Genomic DNA, 19665 nt, shown 5'->3' on the forward strand with positions numbered 1-19665 from the left:
CCGGGGACGGACGGCTCAGAGGTGGGCGTAGACGTCGTCGAGCGAGATCCCGCGGGCGACCATCATCACCTGGACGTGGTACAGCAGCTGCGAGATCTCCTCGGCGGCGGCTTCCTTGCCCTCGTACTCGGCGGCCATCCAGACCTCGGCGGCCTCCTCTACGACCTTCTTGCCGATGGCATGGACGCCCTTGTCCACCAGTTCCGCGGTGCGGGAGGTGGCCGGGTCGCCGTTCTCCGCCTTGAGCTTCAGCTCGGCGAAGAGCTCTTCGAAGGTTTTGTTCGCCATGATGGTCCTAAGAGTACGGGGTGCGAATGCGCCACTCAGCGCCAGGGTTCGCTGACCGTGCGCAGTGTGGTGGCGGTGGCGACGGCGGCGGTGACGGCCTCGTGGCCCTTGTCCTCGGAGGAGCCCTCCAGGCCGGCCCGGTCGAGCGCCTGCTCCTCGTTGTCGACGGTGAGGACGCCGAATCCGACGGGTACGCCGGTGTCGATCGAGACCTGGGTGAGGCCGTGGGTGACGCCCTGGCACACGTACTCGAAGTGCGGCGTTCCGCCGCGGATGACGACGCCGAGCGCCACGATGGCATCGTAGCCGCGTCCGGCGAGGACCTTCGCCACGACCGGGAGCTCGAAGCTGCCGGGGACGCGGAGCAGGGTCGGCTCGTCGATGCCGAGCTCGCTCAGGGCGCGCAGGGCGCCGTCGACCAGGCCGTCCATGATCTTCTCGTGCCACTGGGCAGCGATGACCGCGACCCGGAGGTCGCCGCAGTTCTTCACGCTGAGGACGGGTGCGCCCTTGCCGCTCATGTTTCTCCTTGCCGATGGTGCGTACGGAATTGCGGTGCGTACGGGGTTACTGGTTGCCGCAGGTGGGGGCCGGGGAGCCGTCCAGCCAGGGCAGGTCGTGGCCCATCCGGTCCCGCTTGGTGCGCAGGTAGCGGAGGTTGTGCTCGCCGGCCTGGACCGGCATGGGCTCGCGGCCCTCGACGACGAGGCCGTACCGGGTGAGGGCGTCGATCTTCTCGGGGTTGTTGGTCATCAGGCGCACGCCCCGGACCCCGAGGTCCACGAGGATCTGGGCGCCGGCCGCGTAGTCGCGGGCGTCGGCGGGCAGCCCGAGCTCCAGGTTGGCGTCGAGGGTGTCGCGGCCGCGCTCCTGGAGCTCGTACGCGCGCAGCTTGGACAGCAGGCCGATGCCGCGGCCCTCGTGGCCGCGCAGGTAGACGACGACGCCCCGGCCGGCCTCGGTGATGCGGTCCATGGAGGCCTGGAGCTGGGGGCCGCAGTCGCAGCGCAGCGAGTGGAAGACGTCGCCGGTCAGGCACTCGGAGTGGACCCGGACGAGGACGTCCTCGCCGTCGCCGATCTCGCCGTGGACGAGGGCGACGTGCTCGACGCCGTCGACGGTGGAGCGGTAGCCGTACGCGGTGAAGTCGCCGTGCGCGGTGGGGAGGCTGACCTCGGCCTCGCGGCGGACGGTGGGCTCGGCGGAGCGGCGGTAGGCGATCAGGTCCTCGATGGAGATGATCGTGAGGCCGTGCTTGCGGGCGAAGGGGACGAGCTCGGGCAGGCGCAGCATGACGCCGTCCTCGCCGGCGATCTCCACGATGGCGCCGGCCGGGCGCAGGCCGGCGAGGCGGGCGAGGTCGACGGCGGCCTCGGTGTGCCCGTTGCGGGCGAGGACGCCGCCGGGCTTGGCGCGCAGCGGGAAGACGTGCCCGGGGCGGACGAAGTCGGAGGGCTCGTGGCGTCCGCTCGCCAGCATCCGCAGGGTGATGGCGCGGTCGGCGGCGGAGATGCCGGTGGTGACGCCGTGGGCGGGGGACGCGTCGACGGAGACGGTGAAGGCCGTGCGCATCGACTCGGTGTTGTGCGCGACCATCTGCGGGAGTTCGAGGCGCTCCAGCTCCTCGTCCTCCATGGGGGCGCAGATCAGGCCGCGGCACTCGCTCATCATGAAGGCGACGATCTCGGGGGTGGCCTTCTCGGCGGCGATGACGAGGTCGCCCTCGTTCTCGCGGTCCTCGTCGTCCACGACGACGACGGGGCGGCCGGCGGCGATGTCCCGGATCGCCTGCTCGACGGGGTCGAGGGCGAGGTCGGCAGTGTCCCAGATCGGGAGGGCGCTCATGCGGTTGCTCCTTCCAGAGCGGGGGCGGTGCGGGTGCGGAGCCACCAGTCGCGCATGCCCCAGATCACGAGGGCGAAGTAGACGACGTAGACCAGGCCGGAGAAGGCGAGGCCGCTGCTGAAGGCGAGCGGGACGCCGACGAGGTCGACCAGGAGCCAGGCGAACCAGAACTCGACCAGGCCGCGGGCCTGGGCGACCATCGCGACGAGGGTGCCGACGAAGATGTACGCGTCGGCCCACGGGCTCCAGGAGAGCGACGGGTAGAGGGTGAAGAGGCCGCCGACGGCCAGCGTGCCGAGGACCGCTCCGGCGAGGAGCAGTCCGCGCTCCCTCCAGGTGGCGAAGCGGACGGCGATGGAGCCGTCCTGGGCCTGCTGCCTGCCCCGGTTCCACTGCCACCAGCCCCAGGCGGCGACGCCGATGACGAGGAGCTGCTTGCCGACGCCGCCGGAGAGGTGCGCGGAGGCGTAGGCGCCGACGAGGATCAGGCCGGAGAGGAGCTGGGCGGGCCAGGTGAGGATGGAGCGGCGCCAGCCGAGGGCGAGCGCGACGAGCCCGATCGTGTTGCCGATCATGTCGGACCACATGATGTGCTGGTCGAGGACGGTGAACGCCTCGGAGTTGAGCCAGTTCACTTGACGTTCTCCCCGGCGTTCGGGCCGAGCAGCCGCTCGACGTACTTGGCGATGACGTCCACTTCGAGGTTGACCGGGTCGCCGCTCTTCTTGATGCCGAGCGTGGTCAGGTCGAGGGTGGTGGGGATGAGGCTGATGGTGAACCAGTCGTCGCCGACCTCCACGACGGTGAGGCTGACGCCGTCGACCGTGATGGAGCCCTTCTCCACGACGTAGCGGGCGAGGTGGGCGGGGAGGCCGACCTTGACCAGCTCCCAGTGCTCGGACGGGGTGCGGTCGAGGACGGTGCCGGTGCCGTCGACGTGGCCCTGGACGATGTGGCCGCCGAGGCGCCCGCCGACGGCCATGGGCCGCTCCAGGTTGACCCGGGAGCCGACGCCGAGGGCGCCGAGGCTGGACCGCTTGAGGGTCTCGGCCATGACGTCGGCGGTGAACTCGCCGTCGCCGTGCTCGACGACCGTGAGACAGACACCGTTGACGGCGATGGAGTCGCCGTGCTGGGCGCCTTCCGTGACCAGGGGGCCGCGCAGTCGGAAGCGGGAGGCGTCCTCCAGCCGCTCGACGGCGACGACCTCGCCCAGTTCTTCGACGATTCCGGTGAACACGGTCAGGCTCCCTTGAGGGTGGCGGTGATGCGGAGGTCGGGTCCGATGCGGACGGTCTCGGTGATGTCGAGCCGCAACGCTTCGGTGATGGTGCCGATTCCCGCCCCGGCGAGGGCCTGCGGGCCGTCGCCGAGGAGGACGGGGGCGAGGTAGCCGACGACCTGGTCGACGGCGCCCGCGGCGACGAAGGAGCCCGCGAGGGTGGGGCCGCCTTCGAGGAGGACGGAGCGGACGCCCCGGGCGTGGAGCGCGTCGAGCAGGTCGTGGACGCCGATCCGGCCGTCGCGCAGGGGCAGCCGGAGCGGTTCGGCGTCGGGCAGGTGGCGGGTGTCGGCGTCCTCGCCGACGACGACCAGGGTGGGCGCGGCACCGTCGAGGACGCGGGCGGTCGGGCGGATCTCGGCGCGGGCGTCGAGGACGACCCGCAGCGGCTGGACCGCGCCCTCGATCCCCCGGACGGCGAGGTGCGGGTCGTCGGCGCGCAGGGTGCCGCCGCCGGCCAGGACCGCGTCGGCCTCGGCGCGCAGCCGGTGGACGTCGGCGCGGGCCTCGGGGGAGGTGATCCAGCGGGAGGTGCCGTCGGCGGCGGCGATCCGGCCGTCGAGGGTGGCGGCGTACTTCCAGCGGACGAAGGGGCGGCCGCGGCGCACGGAGGTGAGCCAGGCGATGTTGACGGCCTCGGCCTCGTCCTCCAGGAGCCCCTTCCCGACTTCGACGCCGGCCGCGCGCAGGGTGTCGGCGCCGCCGGTGGCCTGCGGGTTCGGGTCGCCGACCGCGTAGACGACGCGGCTGATCCCTGCCTCGATCAGGGCCTGGGAGCAGGGTCCGGTGCGGCCGGTGTGGTCGCAGGGTTCGAGGGTGACGTAGGCGGTGCCGCCGCGGGCGAGGACGCCGGCCTCGCGCAGGGCGTGGACCTCGGCGTGCGGGCCGCCGGCGTGCCGGTGGTAGCCCTCTCCGACCGGGTGGCCGGAGGCGTCGGTGACGACGCAGCCGACGACGGGGTTGGGGCTGGTGGCGCCGAGGGCGCGGGCGGCGAGCGCGACGGCGCGCCGCATGGCTGTGGTGTCCGCCTGCCGGTCCACCGGGTCCTCCTGCCTCTTCGGGCACGGACTCCGGGGCCTGTCGGTGACGACAGGGAGCGGGGAGGACGCCTCGCACGGGGTACGCCGAGGCCGAAGGTCCCGGCCCGCCGGAAACGGCGGACAGCGGACGTACGGCCGGCACACCCCCGGAGAGGGGTCGCCCGCCGCGCACTGCCTCCCATCCGGACTTTCACCGTCGGTCCAGGAATCTCACCTGGTCAACCGGCCGCTGGCTGCGGACGGGTCGCGGACTATACCGCCGGTTCGGAATTACACCGACCCCGGAGTGCGCTGCTGCTGATACAGGGCCAGTGTGCCACGCCGGTGAACGGCGGGGCGGCCGCGGACCTGTGGGCTGACTCACAGGCTCCCACATTCCCCCTCTTTGGTCCAGACCTATTGACGCACTGGTCTAGTCCTCTTAATCTCCGTGTCACCTCCGAGGTAACGGCCCGTCGGCGTGCGCACTCCACGGGCCCAACACGACCCACCCCCTTGTTCGTTGTGTTTTCCCCACCTCCCCAGGAGGAACCGATCGTGTTGTCCCCCACGACGAAGAGAGCCTCGCTGCTCGCGTCCGGCGCGGCCGTCGCCGGGCTGCTGCTCAGCTCGCTCTCCGGCGGCGTCTCGTACGCGGCCGACAACGAGTCCTGTCGCCCCGACGGCCTCTACAAGACGCCCGGCGTCGACGTTCCGTACTGCTCGGTCTACGACGCCGAGGGCCGCGAGAAGATGGGCGCGGACCACCAGCGCCGGGTCATCGGCTACTTCACCGGCTGGCGCACCGGCAAGAACGGCCAGGACGCCTACCTCGCCGACGACATCCCGTGGGACAAGATCACCCACATCAACTACGCCTTCGCGCACGTGGACGCGGCCAACAAGGTGTCCGTGGGCGCCGACGGCCCGAACAACGCGGCGACCGGCATGACCTGGCCCGGCGTCGCGGGCGCCGAGATGGACCCGGCCTTCCCGTACAAGGGCCACTTCAACCAGCTCAACAAGTTCAAGAAGCAGCACCCGGACGTCAAGACGCTCATCTCCGTGGGCGGTTGGGCCGAGACCGGCGGCTACTTCGACGAGAGCGGCAAGCGGGTCGGCTCCGGCGGCTTCTACACGATGGCCACCAACGCGGACGGCTCCGTGAACCAGGCGGGCATCAACACCTTCGCCGACTCCGCCGTGGACTTCATCAAGAAGTACGGCTTCAACGGCGTCGACATCGACTACGAGTACCCGACGTCGATGAAGGACGCCGGCCACCCGGCCGACTTCCCGATCTCCAACGCCCGTCGCGCCGGCCTCAACAAGGGCTACGCGGCCCTGATGAAGACCCTGCGCGAGAAGCTGGACCGGGCCGGCGCCGCCGACGGCAAGCACTACCTGCTGACCGTCGCCGCCCCCTCCTCCGGCTACCTGCTGCGCGGCATGGAGACCTTCCAGGTCCAGAAGTACCTGGACTACGTCAACATCATGTCGTACGACCTGCACGGCGCCTGGAACGAGTACGTCGGCCCGAACGCCTCCCTCTTCGACGACGGCAAGGACGCCGAGCTGGCCTCCGCCAACGTCTACGGCAGCGCGCAGTACGGCGGCATCGGCTACCTGAACACCGACTGGGCGTACCACTACTTCCGCGGCTCCATGCCGGCCGGCCGCATCAACATCGGCCTGCCGTACTACACCCGCGGCCACAAGAACGTGCAGGGCGGCACGGACGGCCTGTGGGGCAAGGCCGCCGCGGCCTCCTGCCCGGCGGGCTCCGGCCTGACCAAGTGCGGTGACGGCGCCGTCGGCATCGACAACCTCTGGCACGACAAGGACGACAACGGCGTCGAGTCCCCCGCGGGCTCCAACCCGATGTGGCACGCCAAGAACCTGGAGAAGGGGATCGTCGGCGACTACGTCACCCAGTACGGCTTCCCCGCCAACACCCAGCTGACCGGCACCTACGCCCGCAAGTACGACTCGACCCTGGTCGCGCCGTGGCTGTGGAACGCGCAGAAGAAGGTCTTCCTCTCCACCGAGGACGAGCAGTCGGTGGCCACGAAGGCGGACTACGTGGTCGACCGCGGCATCGGCGGCACCATGGTCTGGGAGATGGCCGGCGACTACGCCTGGAACGCGGCCAAGGGCCAGTACGAGGCGGGCTCCACCCTCACCTCGCTGATGTACGACAAGTTCAAGACCGCCGCCCCGTACGGTGCGAAGAAGTCCAACAAGGCGCTGCCCTCCGAGGCGGTCGACATCGCCGTGGACTTCACCGAGTTCAAGCTGGGCGACTCCAACTACCCGATCACGCCCAAGCTGAAGATCACCAACAACACCACGGCCACGCTGCCCGGCGGCACGGAGTTCCAGTTCGACTACTCCACCGCGGCCCCGGCCAACGCCTCCGACCAGTCGGGCTTCGGCACCAAGGTGATCAGCAGCGACCACACCGGCGGCAACGTCGGCGGTCTGAAGGGCGACTTCCACCGCGTCTCCCTGAAGCTCCCGGCCTGGCAGACGCTGGCCCCGGGCGCGACGGTCGACCTGTCGTTCAACTACTACCTGCCCGTGTCCACCCCCTCCAACTGGACGGTGAACATCAACGGCAAGGCGTACGCCCTCGCCGGTGACCTGGCGCGCGGCACGAAGGTGGTGGAGCCGGGCTCCGGCACCACGCCGACCACCCCGCCGACGACGGAGCCGCCCACCGGCTGCACCGCCCCGGCGTACGTGGCGGGCACGGTCTACAACGCGGGCAACGAGGTCTCCCACAAGGGCCGCAAGTGGAAGGCCCAGTGGTGGACCCAGAACCAGGAGCCGGGCACGACCGGCGAGTGGGGCGTCTGGAAGGACCTCGGCGCCTGCTGATCCCCACCTCCTGACTCCTGAAGGGGCCCTCGTCGGAGGGCCCCCGCAGGACCCCACCGAAGGACTCCCGGCGGCGGAAATCACGGCCCTTGCCGTCGCCGGGCCCCCACCGCGCCGCGCTCCCCTGTCCGGGGCGCGGCGCGGTGGCGTTTCCGGAGCCGTACGCGACGGCGGGTTCCCTCCCCTACGGGAACAGGTCCTCCTGGGCCGCGTCCCGGGCCGTCAGGAGGGCGCCGCGCAGGACGGCCGCGTCGCCGAGGGCGGTGGCCCGTACCTCGGTGCGCAGCGGCGAGAGGGCGGCGAGCTCCGCCTCCACCCGGGCCGCCAGGGCCGCGCCGCCGCTGTGGCCGGTCTCGCCGCCCAGGACCACGCAGCCGGGGTCGAGGACCGAGGCCACGGCCGCCGCGCCGACGGCGAGCCGGCGGGCGACGGCGTCCAGGAAGGGCTCGTGGCCGGAGGCGAGCGCGGTCGCCGGGTCCAGGCCGTGCTCCCGGGCCAGCGCCTCGACGGCGGCGGTGCAGGCCAGCTCGTGGAAGCCGCCGTCGCAGCCGGTGGCCGAGGGGAGGCCGCTCGTGCCGGGCACCGGCAGGAAGCCGATCTCGCCCGCGCCGCCCGAGGCCCCCCGGCGCAGCCGCCCGTCGAGGACGACGGCGGCGCCCACGCCCTGGCCGAGCCAGAGCAGGACGAAGTCCTCGCGGTCGCGGGCCGCGCCCTCGCGCAGCTCCGCGAGGGCGGCGAGGTTGGTCTCGTTCTCGACGAGCACGCGCGCGGGGAGCCGTTCCTGGAGGACGGCGACGAGCCGCCGGTGCCAGGCGGGCAGCCCCGTGGAGTCGCGGAGCTCGCCGGTGACCGGCTCGATGAGGCCGGGGGCGCCGATCGCGACGCTGTGGGGCGCGTCGACGCCGGCCTCCTTCACCGTGCGCTCCAGGAGGGCGACGGCCTTCTCCACGGCCGGTCCCGTGCCGCCGCCGTCGCCGACGGGCGCGGAGGCCTCGGCGAGCGTGGTGCCGAGCAGGTCGGCGACGGCGACGGAGACCGAGCGGGTGCGCACGTCGAGGGCGGCGAGGTGGGCGCGGCCGGCCACGATCCCGTACAGCTTGGCGTTGGGCCCCCGGCGCTCGGCCCCGGCCTCGCCGACGACGTGGACGAGCCCGGAGCCCCGCAGCCGCTCGACGAGGTCGGCGACGGTCGGGCGGGAGAGCCCGGTGAGCGTCTTGAGCTGAGTGGCCGTCAACGGGCCCTCGTCCTGGAGCAGTCGCAGGGCGAGCCGGTCGTTGATGGCCCGCGCGGTGCTCGGGGATGCGGCCATGCGGCGATCCTCTCAGACGGTCCCGGGGCGGGAGTCCTCCCGGCCGACTATTTATCAGGCAGGGTTCCTGATAGTTTACGCGACGCACCACGACGCCGACGCACCACGCACGACACCGGCACCGGCACCGGCACCGGCACCGGCACGCCACGACGGCGGCAGACCACGAACCCCCCGGGAGGGCCCATGGCGGCGGACACCGTCACCACCACCGAACGCCTGCGGCGGGCGCGCTTCGCCGTCGCCGCCGTCTTCTGCGTCCACGGCGCGGTGACCGGCAGCTTCGCCACCCGCATCCCCTGGATCCAGGAGCACGCGGACGTCAGCGCCGGACAGCTCGGGCTCGCGCTCGCCTTCCCCGCGCTCGGCGCCTCGCTCGCGATGCCGCTCGCCGGGGCGATCTCCCACCGCTTCGGCGCCCGCACCGCGCTGCGCGGCCTGCTCGTCCTGTGGACGCTCTCCCTGATCCTGCCCTCGCTCGCCCCGAACGTCTGGGGCCTGTGCGGCGCGCTCCTCGTGTACGGCGCGACCGCCGGCATGTCCGACGTGGCGATGAACGCGCTGGGCGTCGAGACAGAGACCCGGCTCGGCCGCTCCATCATGTCGAGCCTGCACGGCATGTGGAGCGTGGGCGCCCTGATCGGCTCCGCGGCCGGCACGGTCGCCGCCCACCTCGGCGCCGACGCCCGGATCCACCACCTGATCGCGGCCCTCGTCCTCACCGCGCTCGGCCTGGTCTTCTGCCAGGGCGTCCTGGACGTGCGCAGCGCCCCCGAGGAGGAGGCGCCGCCGCGCTTCTCGCTGCCGCCGAAGTCCGCGCTGGTCATCGGCGCCATCGGCTTCTGCGGGGTGTTCGCGGAGGGCGCGAGCCTCGACTGGTCGGCCGTCTACCTCCGCGACGAGCTGGGCACCTCGGCCGGGCTCGCGGCCGCCTCGACGACCGCCTTCGCCCTGACGATGGCCGTGGCCCGGCTGGTCGGCGACCGGGTCGTGGACCGCTTCGGCGCGGTCCGTACGGTACGGGTCGGGGGCGCCGTCGCCACCCTCGGCGGGCTCCTGGTGGTCCTCGCCCCGCACGCCGCCGTCGCCCTGGCCGGATTCGGACTCCTCGGGCTCGGGGTCGCGGTCGTCGTCCCGCTCGCCTTCGCGGCGGCCGGGCGCAGCGGCCCGAACCCCAGCCAGGCCATCGCGGGCGTCGCCACCATCACGTACACCTCGGGGCTCATCGCCCCCTCCGCGATCGGCGGCATCGCCGACGCGACCTCGCTCGTCTTCTCCTTCGGCCTGGTCACGCTGCTCGCGTTCGGTCTGGTGCTGGGCGCGGGCGTGCTCCGGAACGCCGACGAGAAGGCCCCGGCGGCGCCCCCGGCGGGCGGCGTCCCCGCGAAGAGCGGCGGCCCGGCCGCGTAGCGGCGGCCACCGGCCGGGGCGCCGTCCTCCCGGGCGTCCCCGGCCACCGGCCGCGCATACCATGTGGCTGATCTTTTGCGGTCATGACGCGACCGCCGGAACCGGAGAACGGGAGCGACCTCATGAACCTCGGCGTGCGCTGGACCCTGCACGGGGACGGGAGAACACCCGCTCCGGGGGCCGTCGTCCGCCCGGACGAGCGGCTCTCCTGGCCCCGGACCGTCGGACTCGGCGCGCAGCACGTGGTCGCGATGTTCGGGGCGTCCTTCGTGGCCCCGGTGCTCATGGGCCTGGACCCGAACCTCGCGATCATGATGTCCGGCGTCGCGACCGCGATCTTCCTCCTGGCGACCCGGGGCACGGTCCCGTCCTACCTGGGCTGCTCGCTCTCCTTCGTAGGCGTCGCCGCCGCCATCCGGGCCTCCGGCGGCACCAGCGCCACCGTGACCGGCGCGGTCCTGGTCGTCGGCGCCGTGCTCTTCCTGGCGGGCCTCGCGGTGCGGAAGTTCGGCGCGCGGATCATCCACGCGGCGATGCCCCCGGTCGTGACCGGCGCCGTCGTCATGCTGATCGGCTTCAACCTGGCCCCGGTCACCGCGGCCACCTACTGGCCGCAGGACCAGTGGACGGCGCTCCTGGTGATGCTGTTCACCGGTCTGGCCGTGGTCTGCCTGCGCGGTTTCTGGTCCCGCATCGCGATCTTCCTCGGCCTGGTCTTCGGCTACGCCCTGTCCTGGGTGCTCGACCTGACCTTCGGCAGGATTCACTCGATGTCGCCGTCCGGGCAGGTCACCGACCACTGGCGACTCGACCTCTCCGGCGTCTCGCAGGCCGACTGGATCGGCCTGCCCTCCTTCCACGGCCCCAGCTTCGAGTGGTCCGCCATCCTGGTCGCGCTGCCCGTGGTCATCGCCCTGATCGCCGAGAACGCCGGACACGTCAAGGCCGTCGGCGAGATGACCGGGGACGACCTCGACGACAAGCTCGGCACCGCGATCGCCGCCGACGGCGCCGCCTCGATGCTCTCGACCGCCGTGGGCGGCCCGCCGAACACCACGTACTCCGAGAACATCGGCGTCATGGCCGCCACCCGCGTCTACTCGACCGCCGCCTACTGGGCCGCGGCCGGCTTCGCGCTGCTCTTCGGCCTCTGCCCGAAGTTCGGCGCGGTCGTCGCCGCCATCCCCGGCGGCGTCCTCGGCGGCATCACCGTCATCCTGTACGGCATGATCGGCCTGCTCGGCGCCCAGATCTGGATCAACGCCAAGGTGGACCTGCGCAACCCGCTCAACCTGGTCCCGGCCGCCGCCGGCATCATCATCGGCGTCGGCGGGGTGAAGCTGACCTTCACCGACACCTTCGAGCTGGGCGGCATCGCGCTCGGCACGATCGTCGTCATCACCGGCTACCACGTGCTGCGGGCCTTCGCCCCGGACCACCTCAAGGAGCAGGAACCGCTCCTGGACTCCGGCACCAGCTCGTACGAGAGCGGCGCGGACGGCGGGGCGAAGGGCTGAGGGATTCGCCCGTTCTGGGGAAGCCGGGCCCGGAAGGCTCCCCCGCGGGCCCGGCTGCTGGGAACCTGCCCCCATGGCGCAGACCCAGCAGCTCGGGCAGCAACTCGGACCCTTCGTCGCCGTCGACCCCGTGGTGGACCGGATGCGGGCGCTCCGCTCGGCCTGGCACCCGGCCGACGGGGTCGCCGTCTTCAACCGGGTCTACCTGACCGTCACCGAGGAGATCGGCCACGCCATCGAGGCGGGCACCTTCGAGGACCGGCGGGCCGCCGCCACGCTCGACGTGCGGTTCGCCGAGCGGTACCTCGCGGCCGTCGACTCCCTCGCCTCCGGGGGCCCGGCGCCCGCCTGCTGGCGGCCCCTCTTCCACTACCGGCGCCATCCGGGCGTACGACCGCTCCAGTTCGCGCTCGCCGGGATCAACGCCCACATCGGCCACGACCTGGCGCTCGCCGTCGTGGACGCCTGCCGGGACCTGGAGTGCGCGCCCGCCGACCTGGAGGACGAGTTCGACCGGGTCGGGGACGTCCTCGTCCTCCTGGAGGAGCGCATCCGGGAGGAACTGATGCCGGGCCCGGACCTCCTGGAGCTGGCGGACCCGCTCACCCATCTGCTCGGCTGCTGGTCCCTGGACCGGGCCAGGGACGGGGCCTGGCTGGCGGCGCGCTCGCTGTGGCAGCTGCGGGGGCTGCCCGAGCTGGCCGAGGAGTTCACCGAGCGTCTGGACCTGTCGGTGGGCCTGGTGGGGCGGATGCTGCTCACGCCCCTGACCAGGCCGTGAACCCCCTCACCGGGCCGTGAACCTCCCCGACCGGGCCTTGAGCCGTACGGCTCAGTCCTCCGGCAGCTCGACCGGGGCGATCTCGTCGTAGACGTCGCCCGGGCCCGGGTTGGTGGCGTCGGTGGAGCCGCCGAGGTGGTGCATCACGCCCCAGACCGCGTTGAGCGCCGTCTGCACCGCGCCCTCGGCCCAGCCGGCCGTCCAGGAGATGTCGTCGCCTGCGAGGAAGATGCCCCGCTTGTCCTCGGGCAGCCGGTCCTGCATGAAGTGCGTGAACAGGCGCCGCTGGTAGCGGTAGTGGCCCGGCAGGTTCGCCTTGAAGGCGCCCATGAAGTAGGGCTCGTTCTCCCAGGAGACCGTCACCGGGTTGCCGATGATGTGCTTCCGGATGTCGACCTTCGGGTAGATCTCGCCGAGCGACTTCAGCATGACCTCCATCCGCTCGTTCGCGGACAGCGGCAGCCACTTCAGGCTGTCGTCGCACCAGGTGTACGAGAGGCAGATCGTGGCCGGCCTGTCCGGGCCGTCGTCCAGGAGGTAGGTGCCGCGGGTCATCCGGTCGGTCAGCGTCATCGACATGACGTCCCGCCCGGTGTCCTCGTCCTTGTCCAGCCAGAACGGCCGGTCCACCGGCACGAAGAGCTTGGAGCTCTCCATGTAGTGGGTGCGCTCGATCGCCGTCCAGTGGTCGATCGGGAAGAGCGAGTCGTCGCAGGCGATCTTGGAGAGCAGCATCCAGGACTGCGCGGTGAAGACCGCCGCCCGGTACGTGCGGATGTCGCCGGAGGCGTCGGTGACCGTGATCCGGTTGCCGGCGGTCCGGTTCAGCCGGGTCACGGCCGGCTTCGGGTCGCCGCCGTGCAGGGAGCTGAGCGAGGTGCCCTGCGCCCAGTGCACGATCTTCGCCGGCTCGCGCTCCCACAGGCGCAGCGGGAGCTGCTGCGAGCCGCCGACGATGCCGCGGTGGTGGTCGTCGGCCTCGGTGTAGACGACGCGGAGGATCTCCAGGATGGAGTTGGGGAAGTCGGTGTCCCAGCCGCCGGTGCCGAAGCCGACCTGGCCGAAGATCTCGCGGTGCCGGAAGGACTTGAAGGCCTCGGACTCGCAGAGGAAGCCGTAGAAGGTCTGGTTGTCGAGCTTCTCGACCAGCTGCGCCCAGATCTCGCGGATGCGCGGGACGTCGCGCTCGCGCATCGCGGTGTTCATGTCGGAGAAGTCGGCGCCCTCTTCGAGGCACTTGCCCCAGGCGGCGGCGACGTCGCGGTAGACCTGCGGCAGGTCGTCGATGGTCTCGGCGTAGTGCGACTCGCCCTTGAGGTCCACCACGGTCGAGGGGGTGGCCGGGGAGAGCGGGTTCGGGAAGGGCGTGGTCTCCAGGCCGACCAGGTCGATGTAGTGCTGGAGCGCGGTCGAGGAGGGCGGGAATCGCATGGCGCCCATCTCGGCGGTCAGCGAGTCGTCGCAGCCCTCGAAGCCGACGGTCCGCAGCCGGCCGCCGATCTTGTCGGCCTCGTAGACGACGGGCTTGAGGCCCATCTTCATCAGCTCGTACGCGGCGATGATCCCGGACAGGCCGCCGCCGATGACCGCGACCTCGGTGCCGTGCTCGGTCGCCGGTATCTGGCCGAGCCCGGCCGGGTGGGCCAGGAAGTCGTCGTAGGCGTACGGGAAGTCCGGACCGAACATGGTGATCGGCGGCTGCGCGTCGGTGTGCTGGACGGCGTTGGGCACCGTGGACGTCATGGGGTACGGACTCCTTGCACGGGAAAAGAAGGGTGGGGCGGGAGGACGAGGGGGCTCAGACCAGGGGGCCGTAGAGGTCCGGGCGCCGGTCGCGGAGGTAGGGGTTCAGCTCGCGGGAGGCCGCCAGGAGGGCGGGATCGACGTCGCCGACGACCAGGTCCTCGCCGCGTCCGGCGCGGGCCCGGGCGGTGCCGTCGGGGGCGGCGAGCACGGAGAGGCCGACGAACTCGAAGTCGCCCTCGGGGCCGGTCCGGTTGGCGTACGCGACGTAGAGCTGGTTCTCGAAGGCGCGCACGGGGACGACGGACTCGGCGACGACCTCGGCGGGGTGCATGAGCGCGGTCGGCACGAGGAGGAGGTCCGTGCCGGCCAGGGCCTGCGCCCGTACGTTCTCGGGGAACTCGACGTCGTAGCAGATCATCAGGCCGACGGTGAGGCCGCCGACCTCGGCCTGGACGACGCCGTCGTCACCGGGCGTGAACCACTGGTTCTCGAAGGCGCCGTAGAGGTGGGTCTTGCGGTAGTTCGCGAGCGGGACGCCGTCGGCGCCGATGAGCCGCACGGAGTTGTGGAGGACGCCGTGCTCCTCGGTGTTGCGCTCCGGGTAGCCGTAGGCGACGGCCAGGCCGTGGCGGACGGCGACGGCCGCGGCGGCGCGGGCGGAGGGGCCGTCGGCCGGTTCGGCCAGGCGGGCCATGTCGGCGCCGATGGCGTAGCCGGTGAGGAACAGCTCGGGGGCGAGCAGCAGGCCCGCCCCGGCGGCGGCGGCGCGGGCGGCGGCCTCGTCGAGGATCTTGAGGTTGGCGGCCACGTCACCGAGCTCGCCGGAGCTCTGGAGCAGGGCGGTGCGCAGCGCGGGCATGGCGATCCTCGGGGGGTCCGGAGTACAGGGGGAAGACGTCAAAAACGGTACGGTTCCGGACTCGGCCGGGACAAGGCGGGAGCGTTGCGGACCGACCGTCGAACCGTTGCGCGATCCTCGCCCGGGGCGGCGATTCGTTGCGCACGAGGTGTCGGGGGGCGCCCGCCGGGGTCGTACGGCTCCTCCGCCGCGCGGCGGAGACGAGGACCGTCCTCCGGCGCGACGTGCCGGCACGGCCCGCCCGGAAGAGTGGTCCTCGCCCGGTTGACCAGCCGAAAGGAACGGAACGGCCATGAACCGTCGTACGAGGATCACCGCTCTGACCGCCGCCCTCCTGATCACGGCGGGGGCCGCCGGTTCCGCCGCCGCCTCCGGCGGGGACCCGGCGTCCGCCCGGCCCGGCGAGCGGGAGGCGGCCGCGCTGACCGGCACGGCCGAGCTGTACCGGCCGGCCGGGGACGACATCACGTTCTCCTTCGACGCGCACCTGGCGGCGAAGGACAACATGGACCCGCAGGCCGCGACCGGCACCTTCCGGTTCAGCCACTACAAGAACGGCCAAGGGGGCTACGCGGTGGCGAAGGTCGACTGCCTCACCACGGGCGGCAAGGTGGCCGTGGTGACGGGCGTCGTGACCGAGACCGACGTGGACGGCTTCCGGAACAAGCGGGTCGGGATCTCGGTGCACGACGACGGGAAGCGCGACCGCCTGGGCTACAGCTGGATCACCGAGGAGGTGTACGAAGAGCTGCCGCCGTGCATGAGCGCCGCCCCCTTCGAGAAGGTGAAGGCCGGCACCGGTGACTTCAAGGTGCTGCCCTGGCACATGGACTACCCGACGGAGTGACCCCGGGCGGGTCCTACGCGGGCGAGCCCGAGGAGAAGCGCCGCAGCAGCGGCGAGAGCACCAGGACGGACTTGGTGCGCTCCACGAAGGGCTCGCCCGCGATCCGCTCCAGGACCCGCTCGAAGTGGCGCATGTCCGCGGCGAAGACCTGGACGACGGCGTCCGCGTCACCGGTGACGGTCGACGCGGACACCACCTCGGGATACCGCTCCAGACCCCGCCGGATGTCGTCCGGCGAGGTGTTGTGGCGGCAGTAGATCTCGACGAACCCCTCGGTCTCCCAGCCGAGCGCCGCCGGGTCCACCCGTACGGTGAAGCCGGTGATGGCGCCCTCGGCCCGGAGCCGGTCCACGCGCCGCTTCACGGCGGGCGCGGAGAGGCCGACGAGCGAGCCGATGTCGGCGTACGAGCGGCGGGCGTCCTCCGCGAGGGCGTGGACGATGCGTTCGTCGAGGTCGTTGAGTCGCACTACGGGTGGATCACTTCTCTGCTGAGGGCGCTGCGGTGGCCAGGCGGGAGCGGCGCATGCCGTACAGGAAGTAGAACACGAGCCCGGCGGCCATCCAGCAACCGAAGACGGCCCAGGTGATCGCGTCCAGGTTGTACATGAGGTACGCGCAGGCCGCGAAGCCGAGGATCGGGAAGGTCCAGCCGAGCGACACGCGGAAGGTGCGGTCCATCGTCGGGCGGGTCTTGCGGAGCACGATCACCGCGACGTTGACCAGCGCGAAGGCGAACAGGGTGCCAATGCTGGTGGCGTCGACGAGCTTGCCCAGCGGGATGACGGAGGCGAGGGCGCCGCAGAACAGCGACACGATGACGGTGTTGACGCGGGGGGTGCCGGTCTTGGCGTCGACCTTGCCGAAGACCTTGGGCACGAGGCCGTCGCGGGACATCGCGAAGAGCACCCGGGTCTGGCCGTAGAGCACGGTGAGCACGACGCTGGCGATCGAGATGACGGCGCCGGCGGCGAGCAGGGTGCCCCAGAACTTCTGGCCGCTGACGTCGTTCATGATCGCGGCGAGCGTGGCCTCGGAGCCGTCGAAGTCCTTCCAGTTCCACGCGCCGACGGCGACGGCCGCGACCAGGACGTAGAGGACGGTGACGATGAGCAGCGAGAGCATGATCGCGCGGGGGAGGTCGCGCTTCGGGTTCTTCGCCTCCTCACCGGCGGTGGAGGCGGCGTCGAAGCCGATGTACGAGAAGAAGAGGGTGGCTCCGGCGGCGCCGACGCCGGCCATGCCGAGCGGCATGAAGTCGGCGTAGTTGCCGGACTTGAAGCCCATGAAGCCGATGGCGCAGAAGAGCAGGAGCGCGGCGATCTTCACGAAGACCATGATCGTGTTGACGACGGCGGACTCACGGGCGCCGCCGAGCAGGAAGACCATCGCGAGCAGGACGACGATCAGACCGGGCAGGTTGATGAAGCCGCCCTCGCCGGGCGCGGAGGAGACCGCGGCGGGGAGGGTGACGCCGATGGTCCCGTCGAGCAGCTCGTTGAGGTACTCGCCCCAGCCGACGGCCACGGCGGCGACCGAGACGCCGTACTCCAGGACCAGGCACCAGCCGCAGACCCAGGCGACGAGTTCGCCCATCGTTGCGTACGCGTACGAGTACGAGGAGCCCGCGACCGGTATGGAGCCGGCCAGCTCGGCGTACGAGAGGGCGGAGAACAGGGCCGCGAGGCCGGCGATGACGAAGGCCAGGGTGACCGCGGGGCCGGCCTCCGGGACGGCGTCGCCGAGGACGACGAAGATGCCCGTGCCGAGCGTGGCGCCGATGCTGATCATGGTCAGCTGCCACATCGAGAGGGAGCGGCGGAGGCTGCCGCCCTCGCCCTGCCCACCCTCAGCGACCAGGGCTTCCACCGGCTTGCGGCGGGTGAGGGCGTCGAGAGCGGAGGGCTTGGGGGCGGTCGTGTCGTCGACCGGTGGGGCTGCGCCGTGGTCCAGCACTGCGGAGGCTCCTTATCGCTGCCTGTGGGGGCGGAGCGGGGACCGCGGCGGTGTGCGGGCATGCCGAAGCAGACCCGCGGGGGGGACGGAACCGCCGAGCAGACGGTCGCCGCCACTCCTGGTACGAGGCATGAGCCTAAGGGCCAGGCTTCGCACTCGTAATGCAGGGTTGTTGCGCAATGACGGATGATCATTGCGCACTTCCGGCACGAACGGGGGAAACATTGCGCTCCCCCGCATGAATCAGTACATCGGGGGCATGCAGCGATCCACGCACCCGCGTGATCCCGTGCCGGACGACCCGTTCCACGAGGCCCGGCAGCCCGACGATCGGAGGCCTCGGTGGACTGGCTCGACCCGGAACCGTTCCTGCGCGGTACGGCCTGGCTGGACGGGAAGCGGCCCGTGCGGGCCGATCCGGACGACCTGGCACGGCTGCCGTGGGACGTGGCGGCGCGGGCCGAACTGCCCATCGGGGTGCGGATCGAGTTCACGGCGGCGCCCGGCACGCGCGCGGTGGAGCTGCGCTACCGGGCGGCCGTGCCGGACCCGGACGACCCGCTGCGGGACCTGCGCCACTGCTTCGCGCTGTGGAGCGGGGCGCGGTTCGTCGGGGAGACCTGTGTCGCCCCGGCCGCCGAGGCCGTCGTGAAGCTCGCGCTGCCCCCGGGCGGCGGCGTCTTCAGCGTGTACCTGCCGGAGGGCCAGGCGCCCGTGCCGCTCGCCCTGCGGGCCGTCGGCGGCGCCCTCTCCCCCGCCCCGGCCCGGCCCCGCTGGCTCGTCCACGGCGACTCGATCACGGAGGGCTGGTGGTCGACCCGCCCGGCCCGCTCCTGGCCGGCCACGGCGGGCCGCACGCTCGGCCTCGACCCGGTCAACCTGGGGTACGCGGGCGCGGCGCGCGGCGAGCTGCCCCTCGCCGAGCACCTGGCGCGGCTCCCGGGCGAGCTGATCACCCTCGCGTTCGGCACCAACTGCTGGTCCAAGGCGCCCGCGACGGCGGACTGGCTGTACGAGACGGTGCGGGCCTTCGTCGGGCTCGTCCGCAAGGGCCATCCCGAGACCCCGCTGCTGATCGTCTCGCCCGTCCTGCGCCCGGAGGCCGAGCACACCCGCAACGCCCTGGGGGCGACCCTCACGGAGCTGCGCCGGGCGATGGAGCGGGCGGGCCGGGACCTGGCGGCGGAGGGCGACGGGCACCTGCTCGTCCTCTCCGGCGGCCCGCTGCTCGGCCCGGAGCACCTGGCGGACGGCCTGCACCCGAACGACCGGGGGCACGCCCGGATCGCGGCGGCGGTGGCGGAGGCCCTGCGCGGGTTCTCGGACCTCCCGGTCGGGCCCCCGGCCCCGTCAGTCCGCTGACAGCTCCCTGACCAGGAAGGCGCAGGGGTCCGCCTCCTCGTGGACGCGGCCGTCCCGGTCCGTCCGGCTCCAGCGGTCGGTGTACGCCGTGACGGGCACGTAGCCGAGTCGCGCGTAGAGGGCCGCCGCGCGCGGATTGGCGTGGGCGACCCCGAGGCCCAGGGCGGTGCCCCCGCGCGCACGGACCAGCTCCTCGGCGGCGCGGACCAGGGCCGTGCCGATGCCCCGGCCCCGGAGGTCGGCCCGTACGTCGAGGCCGTTGAACTCCGGGCAGTCCCCGACGGCGGCCCGCACCTCGGGCGCCGCGCAGCCGTCCCAGCGCACCTGGCCGTGCCCGACGGGCTCGCCGCCCCGCCAGGCGAGCAGATAGGTGCCGGTCCCGGCCTCCTGGCGCGCGAACCGGTCGGCGTGGCGCGCCGGGGCGCCCGGGGCGGGCAGGTGCCGGTCGAGCAGGGGGACGTCCTCGGCACGGCAGGGCCTGATCTCCGTACGCTCCATGCCGTGACCGTACGGGATGGCCGTGGGCCCCCGGGAGCGGTTTTCCCGGGGGCCCACGGCCTTCGTG

The 19665-nt window shown here is 72.4% G+C and carries 18 protein-coding genes and 1 riboswitch; of the genes, 6 read left to right on the top strand and 12 right to left on the bottom strand.

The window, feature by feature from the left end; all coding sequences use genetic code 11:
- Positions 1–15: 15 nt before the first annotated feature.
- From CP977_RS06210 to ribD, 6 genes are read right to left on the bottom strand one after another with little or no spacing between them, the layout of a single operon-like run.
- Positions 16–288: a phosphoribosyl-ATP diphosphatase gene (locus CP977_RS06210; RefSeq protein ID WP_053643769.1), complete on the bottom strand. Its 273-nt coding sequence runs from the start codon at positions 286–288 to the stop codon at positions 16–18.
- Between the two features lie 35 nt (positions 289–323).
- The gene (ribH, locus tag CP977_RS06215; RefSeq protein WP_024760819.1) at positions 324–809 is read right to left on the bottom strand and encodes a 6,7-dimethyl-8-ribityllumazine synthase; all 486 of its coding nucleotides are present in this window, start codon (positions 807–809) and stop codon (positions 324–326) included.
- A gap of 46 nt (positions 810–855) precedes the next feature.
- Positions 856–2133, bottom strand: a complete 1278-nt coding sequence (locus tag CP977_RS06220; RefSeq protein WP_152369750.1) for a bifunctional 3,4-dihydroxy-2-butanone-4-phosphate synthase/GTP cyclohydrolase II — start codon at positions 2131–2133, stop codon at positions 856–858.
- Positions 2130–2720 (bottom strand): nicotinamide mononucleotide transporter family protein, encoded by a 591-nt coding sequence (locus CP977_RS06225; protein ID WP_062759294.1) that lies wholly within the window; start codon positions 2718–2720, stop codon positions 2130–2132. The genes CP977_RS06220 and CP977_RS06225 overlap by 4 nt, the downstream gene beginning before the upstream one ends.
- Before the next feature lie 44 nt (positions 2721–2764).
- The gene (locus tag CP977_RS06230) at positions 2765–3373 is read right to left on the bottom strand and encodes a riboflavin synthase (protein ID WP_062758348.1); all 609 of its coding nucleotides are present in this window, start codon (positions 3371–3373) and stop codon (positions 2765–2767) included.
- Positions 3374–3375: 2 nt separating this feature from the next.
- On the bottom strand, positions 3376–4455 hold the full coding sequence (ribD, locus tag CP977_RS06235) for a bifunctional diaminohydroxyphosphoribosylaminopyrimidine deaminase/5-amino-6-(5-phosphoribosylamino)uracil reductase RibD (RefSeq protein WP_104860577.1): 1080 nt from the start codon (positions 4453–4455) through the stop codon (positions 3376–3378).
- Between the two features lie 164 nt (positions 4456–4619).
- Positions 4620–4749, bottom strand: a riboswitch (FMN riboswitch).
- Between the two features lie 243 nt (positions 4750–4992).
- Between ribD and CP977_RS06240 the strand changes: the two genes are divergently transcribed.
- Complete coding sequence (locus CP977_RS06240) at positions 4993–7314, top strand: chitinase C-terminal domain-containing protein (protein ID WP_062758350.1); 2322 nt, start codon at positions 4993–4995, stop codon at positions 7312–7314.
- Positions 7315–7498: 184 nt separating this feature from the next.
- Here the strand turns inward: CP977_RS06240 and CP977_RS06245 are convergent, their stop codons facing one another.
- A complete protein-coding gene (locus tag CP977_RS06245) occupies positions 7499–8623 on the bottom strand; it encodes an ROK family transcriptional regulator (RefSeq protein WP_062758352.1) in 1125 nt (374 codons plus the stop codon).
- A gap of 186 nt (positions 8624–8809) precedes the next feature.
- Here CP977_RS06245 and CP977_RS06250 point away from each other — a divergent pair, with 186 nt between their 5' ends.
- From CP977_RS06250 to CP977_RS06260, 3 genes are all read left to right on the top strand, one after another.
- The gene (locus tag CP977_RS06250; RefSeq protein ID WP_062758354.1) at positions 8810–10033 is read left to right on the top strand and encodes an MFS transporter; all 1224 of its coding nucleotides are present in this window, start codon (positions 8810–8812) and stop codon (positions 10031–10033) included.
- A 122-nt stretch (positions 10034–10155) separates the two neighbouring features.
- The gene (locus tag CP977_RS06255; protein WP_152371520.1) at positions 10156–11550 is read left to right on the top strand and encodes a uracil-xanthine permease family protein; all 1395 of its coding nucleotides are present in this window, start codon (positions 10156–10158) and stop codon (positions 11548–11550) included.
- 73 nt (positions 11551–11623) lie between these two features.
- Positions 11624–12331, top strand: coding sequence for a DUF5995 family protein (locus tag CP977_RS06260; RefSeq protein ID WP_152369751.1), 708 nt, complete (start codon positions 11624–11626; stop codon positions 12329–12331).
- A 51-nt stretch (positions 12332–12382) separates the two neighbouring features.
- Here CP977_RS06260 and CP977_RS06265 read toward each other — a convergent pair whose 3' ends face one another.
- Positions 12383–14074: a flavin monoamine oxidase family protein gene (locus tag CP977_RS06265; RefSeq protein ID WP_109186980.1), complete on the bottom strand. Its 1692-nt coding sequence runs from the start codon at positions 14072–14074 to the stop codon at positions 12383–12385.
- A 55-nt stretch (positions 14075–14129) separates the two neighbouring features.
- Positions 14130–14936: a carbon-nitrogen hydrolase family protein gene (locus CP977_RS06270; RefSeq protein ID WP_062758362.1), complete on the bottom strand. Its 807-nt coding sequence runs from the start codon at positions 14934–14936 to the stop codon at positions 14130–14132.
- Between the two features lie 292 nt (positions 14937–15228).
- Between CP977_RS06270 and CP977_RS06275 the strand changes: the two genes are divergently transcribed.
- Positions 15229–15783: a hypothetical protein gene (locus CP977_RS06275; protein WP_062758364.1), complete on the top strand. Its 555-nt coding sequence runs from the start codon at positions 15229–15231 to the stop codon at positions 15781–15783.
- A gap of 13 nt (positions 15784–15796) precedes the next feature.
- Here CP977_RS06275 and CP977_RS06280 read toward each other — a convergent pair whose 3' ends face one another.
- Entirely contained in the window at positions 15797–16252 is a 456-nt protein-coding gene (locus CP977_RS06280) for an Lrp/AsnC family transcriptional regulator (protein WP_062758367.1), read from the bottom strand.
- 10 nt (positions 16253–16262) lie between these two features.
- Positions 16263–17738, bottom strand: a complete 1476-nt coding sequence (locus CP977_RS06285; RefSeq protein WP_152369752.1) for an amino acid permease — start codon at positions 17736–17738, stop codon at positions 16263–16265.
- 342 nt (positions 17739–18080) lie between these two features.
- Here CP977_RS06285 and CP977_RS06290 point away from each other — a divergent pair, with 342 nt between their 5' ends.
- Positions 18081–19100 carry a GDSL-type esterase/lipase family protein gene (locus tag CP977_RS06290; protein ID WP_152369753.1) on the top strand — a complete coding sequence of 340 codons (1020 nt, stop codon included), beginning with the start codon at positions 18081–18083 and terminating at the stop codon, positions 19098–19100.
- Here the strand turns inward: CP977_RS06290 and CP977_RS06295 are convergent.
- Positions 19089–19598 (bottom strand): GNAT family N-acetyltransferase, encoded by a 510-nt coding sequence (locus CP977_RS06295; RefSeq protein WP_062759298.1) that lies wholly within the window; start codon positions 19596–19598, stop codon positions 19089–19091. The genes CP977_RS06290 and CP977_RS06295 overlap by 12 nt on opposite strands.
- Positions 19599–19665 lie beyond the last annotated feature (67 nt).

This window comes from Streptomyces cinereoruber, from assembly GCF_009299385.1.
Taxonomy (GTDB): Bacteria; Actinomycetota; Actinomycetes; order Streptomycetales; family Streptomycetaceae; genus Streptomyces; species Streptomyces bikiniensis.